At 70.1% G+C, this 11,477-nt stretch carries 8 protein-coding genes; 6 read left to right on the top strand and 2 right to left on the bottom strand.

Going from position 1 to position 11,477, the window contains the following annotated elements; all coding sequences use genetic code 11:
* The first annotated feature begins 234 nt into the window (after positions 1–234).
* Positions 235–999, top strand: coding sequence for a hypothetical protein (locus tag VGJ14_04695; GenBank protein HEY2831700.1), 765 nt, complete (start codon positions 235–237; stop codon positions 997–999).
* Between the two features lie 348 nt (positions 1,000–1,347).
* Here the strand turns inward: VGJ14_04695 and VGJ14_04690 are convergent, their stop codons facing one another.
* Positions 1,348–2,199: an HAD-IB family hydrolase gene (locus VGJ14_04690; GenBank protein HEY2831699.1), complete on the bottom strand. Its 852-nt coding sequence runs from the start codon at positions 2,197–2,199 to the stop codon at positions 1,348–1,350.
* A 274-nt stretch (positions 2,200–2,473) separates the two neighbouring features.
* On the opposite strand from VGJ14_04690, the gene VGJ14_04685 reads away from it, so the two are divergent.
* The gene (locus VGJ14_04685; GenBank protein HEY2831698.1) at positions 2,474–2,785 is read left to right on the top strand and encodes a hypothetical protein; all 312 of its coding nucleotides are present in this window, start codon (positions 2,474–2,476) and stop codon (positions 2,783–2,785) included.
* On the opposite strand, the gene VGJ14_04680 is transcribed toward VGJ14_04685, so the two are convergent.
* A complete protein-coding gene (locus tag VGJ14_04680; GenBank protein HEY2831697.1) occupies positions 2,766–5,114 on the bottom strand; it encodes a DEAD/DEAH box helicase in 2,349 nt (782 codons plus the stop codon). The genes VGJ14_04685 and VGJ14_04680 overlap by 20 nt on opposite strands.
* 213 nt (positions 5,115–5,327) lie before the next feature.
* Between VGJ14_04680 and VGJ14_04675 the strand changes: the two genes are divergently transcribed.
* From VGJ14_04675 to topA, 4 genes are all read left to right on the top strand, one after another.
* Positions 5,328–5,669 carry an STAS domain-containing protein gene (locus tag VGJ14_04675; GenBank protein ID HEY2831696.1) on the top strand — a complete coding sequence of 114 codons (342 nt, stop codon included), beginning with the start codon at positions 5,328–5,330 and terminating at the stop codon, positions 5,667–5,669.
* Positions 5,670–5,711: 42 nt separating this feature from the next.
* A complete protein-coding gene (locus VGJ14_04670) occupies positions 5,712–6,104 on the top strand; it encodes an ATP-binding protein (GenBank protein ID HEY2831695.1) in 393 nt (130 codons plus the stop codon).
* A 121-nt stretch (positions 6,105–6,225) separates the two neighbouring features.
* Positions 6,226–8,607 (top strand): sodium-translocating pyrophosphatase, encoded by a 2,382-nt coding sequence (locus VGJ14_04665; protein ID HEY2831694.1) that lies wholly within the window; start codon positions 6,226–6,228, stop codon positions 8,605–8,607.
* A 110-nt stretch (positions 8,608–8,717) separates the two neighbouring features.
* Positions 8,718–11,465, top strand: a complete 2,748-nt coding sequence (topA, locus tag VGJ14_04660; GenBank protein HEY2831693.1) for a type I DNA topoisomerase — start codon at positions 8,718–8,720, stop codon at positions 11,463–11,465.
* Positions 11,466–11,477 lie beyond the last annotated feature (12 nt).

The raw sequence follows: 11,477 nt of genomic DNA, 5'->3' as shown, positions 1-11,477 counted from the left end.
TCGTCGTCCACCGCGAGCACAGTCAGCCCGGTTCCCGGCCTGCCGTCGCGGTCCGGCCGGTGCTGCCCCGCCAGCCCGTCCATTGCCTCCGCGTCCCCGCTGGAAATGTTCGTCGGCGCGACGCTAGTGCGTTCAACCATTGCGCCCCGACAAGCGCGCCGGCCAGTGCGTTTAGTGGCCAAGCGCACCGGGGTCAAGATCGCCAACCCGGCAGCATGCCCCTACGCTGCTGCGATGCCGGTCGATCATCTCGCCGCATTGACCTCCCTGCCCGGCGTCGCCGACGCCGCGACCGAGGCGCGGGCGGCGGTGGATCGACTGGCGGGACAACGGGTGCTGCGTACCGATGCCACCGCGGTGCGGGTGGAGATCGCCTGGCGGGCGGTGGTTGCCTCGGCGGTGCTGGCCGACGTGGAGGTCTCTCTCGACGACGTCCGCGCCGGGTCGCTGCCGGAGGGTTCGGCGGGGGAGTACGCGCGTGCCGCGATGCGGGTCAGCGCCGAACTCGAGGGACTGGGTCCGAGCTGGGCCACCGCGCCGCGGCAGGCGTTGGCCCGGCTGCATGCGCTGGCCGCGGTGGAGTCCCAAGCCCCCGAGGTGCTGGGTCGGCCTGTCTCACCGAGCGCGGCGCGGCGACTGGACCTGCTCACCGATGCCCTCACCGGGCCGACCACGGCGCCGGCCCTGGTGGTGGCGGGTGTGGTGCACGCAGAGCTGATCGACGCGGCAGCGTTCGACACCGTTGGCCCGCTGGTGGCCCGGGCGGCGTCGCGGTTGGTACTGATCGGGCGCGGGTTGGACCCACGCGCACTGGTGGCCCCGGAGATCGGACACGCCGCCCTGGGACTGACGGAGTATCAGCAAGCACTGGCGGGCTACTCGCTGGGCACGCCCGACGGGGTGGCCGCGTGGTTGGTGCACTGCGCCGAGGCGATCCGGGCCGCGGCCACGGTGACCACCGAGATCTGCGAATCGATCCGGGCCGGGCAGCATTCCTGATGCTACGTCAGTAAGCCCGATTTCGGTCGGCACAAGCGAACGGCGCCCTCCCCTCGGAGGACGCCGTCGCACTATCAGGTGCGTCAGCCGGGCTACCAGGCGTGCAACTCTATTTCGTCGGACCAGGTCCAGCCTGTCTCGACGGCCCGCACATGGGCAGATAGCCGCGTGGGTACCCGCAGGACGCGCGGTGTGAACCGGCCTGAACCCTGTCGCGATCAGCGCTCTGGTCGCTTCACCCACAACCAGGTCTACTCCTCTATTCCCTTGTGGGGAAGGGGTTCACGGCGGTTCTTTACCGCGGGCCCGGCATGTTGTGCGCGGGTGTGACGAGTGCGCCGGAATGTTCTACACGTCGCGACGGCGCGCCACCCACCACACCGCCGCGGCGGTGGCGGCGCCGGCAGCCACGGCGGTGGCCGCGACCACGGTGCGAGAGGGCCGGCCGATGGCGGGCATTCGCTGACGCATGGACACCGGGCGGCTGAAGGCCAGCACCGGCCAACCCCGGGCCAGCGCCTCCTTGCGCAGCGCTCGGTCCGGGTTCACCGCGAAACCGTGGCCAACCGCGCAGAGCATCGGGATGTCGGTGCTGGAGTCGCTGTAGGCGTAGGAGCGCTCCAGGTCGATGCCCTCGGCCTCGGCCAACTCGCGCATCGCCTGCGCCTTGGTCTCCGCGTAGGCGTAGAAATCGATCTCGCCGGTATAGCGGCCCTCGTCGTCCACCGCCATGCGGGTGGCAATCACTCGGTCCGCGCCGAGCATCTCGCCGATCGGTTCGACGACCTCGGAGCCGGAGGTGCTCACGATGATCACGTCGCGGCCGGCCAGATGATGCTGTTCGATGAGGTCGGCGGCCTCGTCGTAGATCAAGGGGTCGATGAGGTCGTGCAGGGTTTCGGCGATGATTTCCCGCACCGTGGCCACGTCCCACCCGGCGCACAGGGAGGACAGGTACTTGCGCATCCGCTCGATTTGGTCGGCGTCCGCACCTCCGGCCAGATACACGAACTGGGCGTAGGCACTGCGCAGCACGGCCCGACGGTTGATCAGCCCACCCCGATAGAACGGCCGGGAGAACGCCAGCGCGCTCGATTTCGCGATGACGGTCTTGTCCAGGTCGAAGAAGGCGGCGGCCCGCATCGTGCCCACCGACCGCAGAGGCGTCGGAATGGCGAATGGACGGGTTGACTGCGACACGCGGATGAGAATAAGCGCCGAGGGAAGTTTTTACGGACTGGCGCCGGCCTGCTGTTTACGTGAAGGGGCGTTCGGGTACAACATGGGACATGCCGGTCCTAGGACCGTGCCTATCCCGGTTCGGCTCCTCCCCCCCGAGTCGGATCGTGGCGACGGCCCCCGCTCTCCCCCCCGGCGGGGGCCGTCCTCTGTCCCGGGTTTGTCCGCTGCGTCGGTTGTCCACAGCGCCGTGCAACGCCTGCGGAACAGGTGGCCGAACACGCAACATCGGCGCATGCCCGAACCGAGTCCCGCGCGTCCCCTGTTGCTGACCGGCGATCCTGTGCTGCTCGAGGAAGTGCTACCGCTGGCCGCGGCGGCCGGCACCGAGTTGCACCTGGTCATCGAGCCGGGTGCGGCGGGCGCTGCCTGGCTGGCGGCGCCGTTGGTGTTGGTGGGAGAGGACTGCCTCGGCGAACTGACCCGCCATCGGCTGCCCCGGCGCAACGGCATCGTGCTGTTGTTCCCCGGCCTCGACCCGCACACGGCGGCCTGGCTAACGGGGCGGTTGCGTGAGGCCGGTGGGGTCAATGTGGCGCGCCACTGAGCACCACGTCGAGCAGCAGCACCGCGCCGGCCTTGTCCAACGGTCGGTTGCCGTTGCCGCATTTCGGGGACTGCACGCAGGACGGGCAGCCGGCCAGGCACCCGCAACCGGCGATCAGCTCGCGGGTGGCGGACAGCCACTGCTCGGCCACGGCGAACCCGCGCTCGGCGAACCCCGCCCCGCCCGGGTGGCCGTCGTGCACGAACACAGTCGGCAGCCCGGTGTCCGGGTGCAGGGCGGTGGACACCCCGCCGACGTCCCAGCGGTCGCAGGTCGCGAACAGCGGCAGCAGGCCGATCGCGGCGTGCTCCGCAGCGTGCGCGGCGCCCGGTAGTTCGCCGGCCGCGATGCCGACCTCGGCGAGGGCATCGGCCGGCACGGTCCACCAGACCGCGCTGGTCCGCAGCTGACGGGGCGGTAGATCCAGCGGGGTCTGCGCGAACACCTCGCCGGTGGCGATCCGCTTGCTCAGGTAGGACACCACCTGGCTGGTCACCTCGACGCTGCCGAAGTGCACTCGGGCCGCCCCCCAGTGCATCACCCGGTCGTCGGTGAGCACCGCGATCTCGGTGACCTCCCGTGCGGTGGTGGTCCAGTCCGGCTCGGCGCGGGTCACCACGGCCACCGCGGCGTCGAGGTCCAGCTCCTCGACCAGGTAGCTGCGGCCCTGGTGCAGGTGTACCGCGCCGGTGTGCACCTGGCTGTGTGCGCTGCCCGCGTCCACCGTGCCCAGCAACCGCCCGGTACTCGCCTCCACCAGGCGCACCGCCGGCCCGCCGGAGCCGCGAATGTCGCCCGGCAGCGCCGAGGGGTCCACCCGGGTCCAGTACCAGGCGTCCCCCCGGCGGCGGAGCAGCCGCTGTTCGGTCAGCCCGTCCACCACGCCCCCGGCCCGCGGGCCGAACAGCTCCAGATCCGCCGGCGTCAAGGGAGCCTCCGCCGCGGCCGCACAAAGGTGCGGAGCCAGCACGTACGGGTTGTCCGGGTCCAGCACGGTGGCCTCCACCGGCCGACCGAACAGGGCCTCGGGGTGGTGCACCAAGTAGGTGTCCAGCGGGTCGTCGCGGGCCACGAACACAGCCAGCCCGCCCTGCCCGGCGCGCCCCGCCCGGCCTGCCTGCTGCCACATCGAGGCTCGGGTGCCGGGGTAGCCGGCCAGCAACACCGCGTCCAGCCCGGTGATGTCGATGCCCAGCTCCAGGGCGTTGGTCGCGGCCAGCCCGCACAGCTCCCCGGAGCGCAGCCGCCGCTCCAGCTCGCGGCGTTCCTCCGGCAGGTAGCCGCCGCGGTACGCGGCCACCCGGCCGCCGAGCGACGGGTCCACCTCCGCCAGGGCGTCCCGGGCGAGCACCGAGGCCACCTCGGCGCTGCGCCGGGAGCGCAGGAACGCCAGTACCCGGGCGTCGGCCAGCACCAGGTCGGTGAGCAGGTCGGCGGCCTCGGCCACGGCGGTGCGCCGGCGCGGGGCGCCGTGCTCATCGAGCACGCCGGTCAACGGCGGCTCCCACAGCGCGAACGCGGCGGCCGCGCGTGGCGAGGTGTCCTCGCTGACGGCCTGCACCGCCGCGGAGGTCAACCGGGTAGCCGCCACCGCCGGGTCGGACACCGTCGCCGAGCACAGCCCGAACACCGGGTCGGCGCCGTGCCGTCGGCACAACCGGCGCAGCCGGCGCAGCACCTGGGCGACGTGCGAACCGAACACGCCCCGGTAGGTGTGGCATTCGTCGACGACCACGTAGCGCAGCGCACCCAGGAACCGCGCCCAGCGGGCGTGGTCGGGCAGCAGCGTGCGGTTGAGCATGTCCGGGTTGGTCAGCAGGTAGTTGGCGTGGGCCCGGATCCAGTCGCGCTCGCCGTAGCCGGTGTCCCCGTCGAACAACGCGGGTCGCACGCCATGGGCGCCGAGCTGCAGGTCGGCCAGGCAGGCCAGTTGATCGGCGGCCAGCGCCTTGGTCGGGGCCAGGTACAGCACCGTGGGCGCCGAGGCTGAGGTGAGCAGACCGGACAGCGCCGGCATCAGATACGCCAGGGACTTCCCCGAGGCGGTTCCGGTGGACAACACCACCGAGCGCCCGGCCCACAGCGCGTCCGCGGCGGCCACCTGGTGCGCCCACGGGGCCGGAATGCCGAACTGCCTCCACCGGTCCACCATCAGCTCCGGCACCCATGCGGGCCAGGGCGCGCGGACACCGGGTCGCTCCGGGAATCGGTGCACATGACGTACCCGCTCGACCCGACCCCGGGTCAGCAAGTGGTCGAGCAGCGATTGCACCCGATCGGCGGACGCCGAGGCCTGCCTCGACGCGGTCGGGCCGGCCAGCGTTGTCACGGCGGCAGTGTGACAGCGCCGACTGACATCGGCGAAGCCGGCGATCGGCGAGTCCACGGGATTAGCCGATCCACTTCGCGGGTAGCTGGTGGCGGGCGCATCTGGCGATGGGTCGGCTGCGTCCTGAGTGATTGAATGCCGCAAAGCCGGGAAGCGACGGAACGCGGCTTCGCACACTGCCGGCGCCCGCCGAACGCACCGTGGAGGACCCAAGTGGACCTTTCCCTCACCACCCGCACTGAGGGCGACCGGACCATCGTCTCGGTGGGCGGCGAGATTGACGTCTACACCGCGCCCAAGCTGCGCGAGCAACTCGTCGACCTGGTCAACGCCGGGCAGTACCAGCTGGTGGTGGACATGGAGGACGTCGAGTTCCTCGACTCCACCGGTCTGGGCGTGTTGGTCGGGGGACTCAAGCGGGTCCGGGCGCACGAGGGTTCGTTGCGGTTGGTCTGCACCCAGGAGCGCATCCTGAAAATCTTCCGGATCACCGGTCTGACCAAGGTGTTCCCGATTCACGACTCGGTGGCCGACGCGGTAGCGGCCCGGGATTGAGCTGATTCCCCGTCGTCCGCAGGACCTGAAGAAAGCCGGCCATTGGCCACCGTCGAAGTGAGGTTCAGCCCGTTGCCGGTGCACGTGCGCACCGCGCGGCTCATCGCGGCGACCGCCGCACGCCGGGCCGGTGTGGCCGACGACATCCTCTCCGAGGTGCGCCTGGCCGTCGGCGAGGCGTGTTCCCGCGCGGTGGGGCTGCACATGGACGCCGGCCTGGACGAGCCGGTGGTGATCCTCCTGCACATCGGTGAGAGCCGATTCGACGTCGAGGTGGCCGACGCGGTCCCGTTGGAGCTGCACGGGCGCGTCGCCGAATCGGAGACGACCTCCCTGGGCTTGGCGCTGATCAGCGGACTGGTGGACGAGGTGGAAATCCGTCCGGCCACCGACGGGGTGGTGGTCCGGATGAGCTGGCCGACCAAGCCGGACTGACCGCGATCCGTGGGGCCCGGTTTGGGTCCGTCGGGTCGCGTGCGTAGACTCCCCCCCGCCCTCCGTGGGCCAGTCGCGTACGGGCCGGCGGGCATCTACAGCGACGTCCTAGGAGGACTGAATGTCAGGGATCAACCTCGCCGCCGAAAGCAGCGGGAAGGTAACCCTGCACGGGTCGAACCTGACGATCGTCGTCGTGGTTGCCCTTGTGGCCATCTCCGCTCTCGGCGTGGCCGGTTACCTGGTCAAAGAGGTGCTGCGCGCCGACGAGGGCACCGACAAGATGAAGGAGATCGCGGCTGCGATCCAAGAGGGCGCCTCGGCGTATCTGACCCGTCAGTTCCGCACCCTGTCGGTGTTTGCGGTCATCGCGTTCGGTGTGCTCTTCCTACTGCCCGCGGATTCCAGCAAGGAACGCATAGGTCGCTCAATCTTTTTCCTGGTCGGCGCACTGTTCTCCGCGGTCACCGGCTACACGGGCATGTGGTTGGCGGTCCGCGCCAATGTGCGCGTGGCCGCAGCCGCCCGGGTCGGGCGCGGGGGCGAACTGCCCGCCACCCGCATCGCATTCCGCACCGGTGGTGTGGCCGGCATGTTCACCGTCGGTCTGGGTCTGCTCGGCGCCTCGATCGTGGTGCTGATCTACAAGGACCAGGCCCCCAAGGTGCTGGAGGGCTTCGGCTTCGGCGCCGCCCTGCTGGCCATGTTCATGCGTGTCGGCGGCGGCATCTTCACCAAGGCCGCGGACGTCGGCGCGGACCTGGTCGGCAAGGTCGAGCAAGGAATCCCGGAGGACGACCCGCGCAACGCCGCGACCATCGCGGACAACGTCGGTGACAACGTCGGTGACTGCGCCGGAATGGCCGCGGACCTGTTCGAGTCCTACGCCGTCACGCTGGTCGCCGCGCTGATCCTGGGTGTGGCCGCCTTCGGCAACGACGGCCTGGTCTTCCCGCTGATCGTGCCGATGATCGGCGTGCTCACCGCGATCATCGGCATCTTCGCGGTGTCCCCACGGCCGAATGACCGCAGCGGTATGGCCGCCATCAACCGCGGCTTCTTCATCTCCGCGGTCGCCTCGGCCATCCTCTGCGCCGGCGCTGCATTCGCCTTCCTGCCGGACTCCTACGACGGGTTGCACAACGTCTCGCCGACGGCGGGGATGGTGGTCGGCGACAAGTTCACTGTGGACGGCGACCCGCGCCTGTTCGCGATCGTCGCGGTGCTCATCGGCATCGTGCTGGCCGCCGCTATCCAGCAGCTCACCGGCTACTTCACGGAGACCAACCGGCGGCCGGTCAAGGACATCGGCCGCACCTCGCTGACCGGGCCGGCCACGGTCATCCTGGCCGGTATCTCGGTGGGTCTGGAGTCCGCGGTGTACTCCGCGGTGCTGATCGGCCTGGCCGTCTATGCGGCCTACCTGCTCGGCTCGGGCGTGCTGATCCTGGCGCTGTTCGCGGTGGCCCTGGCCGGTACCGGCCTGCTCACCACAGTCGGCGTCATCGTCGCCATGGACACCTTTGGCCCGGTCTCGGACAACGCCCAGGGTGTTGCGGAGATGTCCGGCGACGTGCACGGCGAGGGCTCCATCGTGCTCACCCAGCTGGACGCGGTCGGCAACACCACCAAGGCCATCACCAAGGGCATCGCGATCGCCACCGCCGTCTTGGCCGCCACCGCGCTGTTCGGCTCCTACCAGGACGCGGTGGGCAACGCGATCGCCGACACCGGGGTCAATCTCGGCGACAAGGGTCTACGCACCCAGCAGGCGATCGGCGTGTTCGAGATCATCAACCCGAACATCCTGGTCGGCTTGATCCTCGGCGCCTCGGTGGTGTTCCTGTTCTCCGGCCTGGCCATCAACGCGGTGGCCCGCGCGGCCGGCGCGATCGTGTTCGAGGTACGCCGCCAGTTCCGGGAGATCCCCGGCATCATGGACGGCACCGGCAAGCCGGAGTACGGCAGGGTCGTGGACATCTGCACCCGCGACTCGCTGCGCGAGTTGGCCACCCCCGGTCTGCTCGCGATCATGGCCCCGATCGCGGTCGGGTTCGGCCTGGGCACCGCCCCGCTGGCCGGCTTCCTCGCCGGTGCGATCGGCGCCGGCGTGCTGATGGCCGTCTTCTTGGCCAACTCCGGTGGTGCTTGGGACAACGCCAAGAAGCTGGTCGAGGATGGCCATCACGGCGGCAAGGGCTCACCCGCCCACGAGGCCACGATCATCGGTGACACCGTCGGTGACCCGTTCAAGGACACCGCGGGCCCGGCCATCAACCCGCTGATCAAGGTGATGAACCTGGTCTCGCTGTTGATCGCGCCGGCCGTGGTGAAGCTGACCATCGGCAGCGACGAGAACAGCGGGCTGCGTGCGGGCATTGCCATCGTGGCCGTGGTGATCATCATCGGGGCCGTGTTCAACTCCAAGCGCAAGGACATCGCGGTGGGCGACAGCCCGTCTCCATCCCCGTCGAGCACCTCGTCGTCCATGCCCATCGGGTAGCAACCGACCCACAGCGCGCCCGCTACGGCGGGCGCGTCCTGTTAAGTGGGCTACTCTCCCCCGGGTAGTCCGCACAATGTTTTCTCTGCACAGCCCCCGGGAGTTCAGGCGTGCCCGCCAAAGCTTCAAGCAAGTCCGCCGCCGGCGACCGGGCCCTGGTCATCGTGGAATCGCCGACCAAGGCCCGCAAGATCGCCGGGTACCTCGGCGGCAGCTATGTGGTCGAGTCCTCCTACGGCCACATCCGCGACCTGCCCAACGGCGCCGCGGAGGTACCCGCGAAGTACAAGGGCGAGCCATGGGCCCGCCTCGGGGTGGACGTCGACCACGGTTTCACCCCGCTCTACGTGGTCGCCGCGGACAAGAAGGCCCAGGTCAAAAAGCTCAGGGACGCCCTCGACGGGGTGGACCGTCTCTACCTCGCCACGGATGAGGACCGCGAGGGCGAGGCCATCGCCTGGCACCTGCACGAATTGCTCGCGCCCACCGTCCCGGTGCACCGCATGGTGTTCCACGAGATCACCGAACGGGCCATCCTCGAGGCGGTCGCCAACCCGCGCGCCTTGGACCAGCAACTGGTCGACGCGCAGGAGACCCGCCGCATCCTCGACCGGTTGTACGGCTACGAGGTCTCCCCGGTGTTGTGGAAGAAGATCATGCCGCGGCTGTCCGCGGGCCGGGTCCAGTCGGTGGCCACCCGGCTGGTGGTGGAGCGCGAGCGAGAGCGCATGGCGTTCCGCTCCGCGTCGTACTGGGATCTGCAGGCCGAGTTCGACACCGGGCGCACCTCCGCGGGAGCGGACGACCCGACCACCTTCTCCGCGCGGCTGGTCCAGCTGGACGGCAAGCGAGTGGCCACCGGGCGGGACTTCTCCACCATCGGTGAGCTGCGCGGCGCCGGCGAGGTCGCGCACCTCGACGAGGCGTCCGCGGGTGCGCTGGCCGGTCGGCTGCGCTCGTCGGCGTTCAGCGTGCGTCGGGTGGAGCGCAAGCCGTACACCCGCCGCCCGTATGCGCCGTTCCGCACCACCACGCTGCAGCAGGAGGCCGGCCGCAAGCTCGGTTTCGGCGCCAAGCGCACCATGCAGGTCGCGCAGAAGCTGTACGAGAACGGCTTCATCACCTACATGCGTACCGACTCCACCACGTTGTCCGAGACGGCGATCGCCGCGGCCCGGGCGCAGGCCGCGCAGCTCTACGGTGCCGACCACGTGCCGGACGCGCCGCGGCGGTACGAGTCCAAGCAGAAGACCGCGCAGGAGGCACACGAGGCGATCCGCCCGGCCGGCGAGTCCTTCCTGACACCGGCTCAGACCCGGTTGTCCGGTGATGAGTTCCGGCTCTACGAGCTGGTCTGGATGCGTACCGTTGCCTCCCAGATGAAGGACGCCACCGGTCAGTCGGTGACCGTGCGCATCGGCGGCCGGTCGTCGAGCGGTGAGGACGCGGAGTTCTCCGCCAGCGGCAAGATCATCACCTTCCACGGCTTCCTCAAGGCCTACGTGGAGGGCGCGGACGACCCGGACGCCGAACTGGACGACCGGGAGAGCCGGCTGCCGCAGGTGGCGGAGGACGACCCGCTGACGGCCCGTCAAATCACCGCCGAGCCGCACGAGACTCGGGCACCGGCGCGCTACACCGAGGCCTCGTTGGTTTCCGAGCTGGAGCAGCGCGACATCGGTCGGCCGTCCACCTATGCCTCGATCATCGGCACGATCCTGGACCGCGGTTACGTGTTCAAGAAGGGCACCGCGTTGGTGCCTGCGTGGTTGGCGTTCTCCGTGGTCGGCTTGTTGGAGCAGCACTTCCCGCATCTGGTGGACTACGAGTTCACCGCGCGCATGGAGGACGTGCTCGACGACATCGCCAACGGTGAGGCGCGGATGGTCGATTGGCTGTCCCGGTTCTACTTCGGTGCCGAGAACGGTGCCAGCAATGGGCAGTCGGTCGGGCTGAAGAAGCTGGTCAGCGAGCACATCAACGAGATCGACGCCCGCGCGGTGAACTCGGTGCCGATCGGCGAGGGCTTTGTGGTGCGGGTCGGCCGCTACGGGCCGTATGTGGAGCGCGAGCGCGACGGGGAGGTGGAGCGGGGCAACATTCCCGAGGGCCTGCCGCCGGACGAGCTCACCGTGGAGATGGCGCAGCAGCTGATCGCGGCTCCGTCCGATGACCGGGTGCTGGGCCCGGACCCGGTGACCGGTCGCGAGGTGGTGGCGAAGAACGGCCGGTTCGGGCCGTATGTCACCGAGGTGCTGCCGGAGGGGGCCAAGGACAAGCCGCGCACCTCGTCGTTGTTCCGCTCGATGAGCCTGGACACCGTGGACCTGGACACCGCGCTGCAGTTGCTCACCCTGCCGCGCACGCTCGGTGAGGTGGACGGCGAGCCAGTGTTGGCCTCCAACGGCCGGTACGGGCCGTACGTGAAGAAGGGCAGCGAGACCCGTTCGCTGTCCGCCGAGGAGCAGTTGCTCACCGTCGACCTGGACGCGGCGCTGGCGCTGTTGGCCACGCCGAAACAGCGTGGCCGGGCCGCCGCCGCCGCGCCGCTGCGTGAGCTGGGCGTGGACCCGGTCAGCGGCAAGCCGATGGTGGTGAAGGACGGGCGCTTCGGGCCCTACGTCACCGACGGGGAGTCCAACGCCAGCCTGCGCAAGGACGACGAGGTCGAGTCGCTGACCGACGAGCGGGCCGCGGAACTGTTGGCCGACCGCCGGGCGCGCGGCCCGGCGAAGAAGGTTGCCCGCAAGGCCCCGGCGAAGAAGGCTGCGCCTGCCAAGAAGACCGCGGCCAAGAAGACCGCCGCGAAGAAAGCCCCGACCAAGAAGGCTGCCGCCAAAAAGTCCTCCGACAGCTAACGGTTGTCACTT

It is taken from the genome of Sporichthyaceae bacterium, from assembly GCA_036493475.1.
Lineage (GTDB): Bacteria > Actinomycetota > Actinomycetes > Sporichthyales > Sporichthyaceae > DASQPJ01.
This window is presented reverse-complemented; position numbering and strand designations above follow the sequence as displayed.

Coding starts and splice junctions, on each gene's coding strand:
- VGJ14_04685 (HEY2831698.1), top strand. CDS start 2,474: ATGCCCGAACCGAGTCCCGCGCGTCCCCTGTTGCTGACCGGCGATCCT.
- VGJ14_04695 (HEY2831700.1), top strand. CDS start 235: ATGCCGGTCGATCATCTCGCCGCATTGACCTCCCTGCCCGGCGTCGCC.
- VGJ14_04665 (HEY2831694.1), top strand. CDS start 6,226: ATGTCAGGGATCAACCTCGCCGCCGAAAGCAGCGGGAAGGTAACCCTG.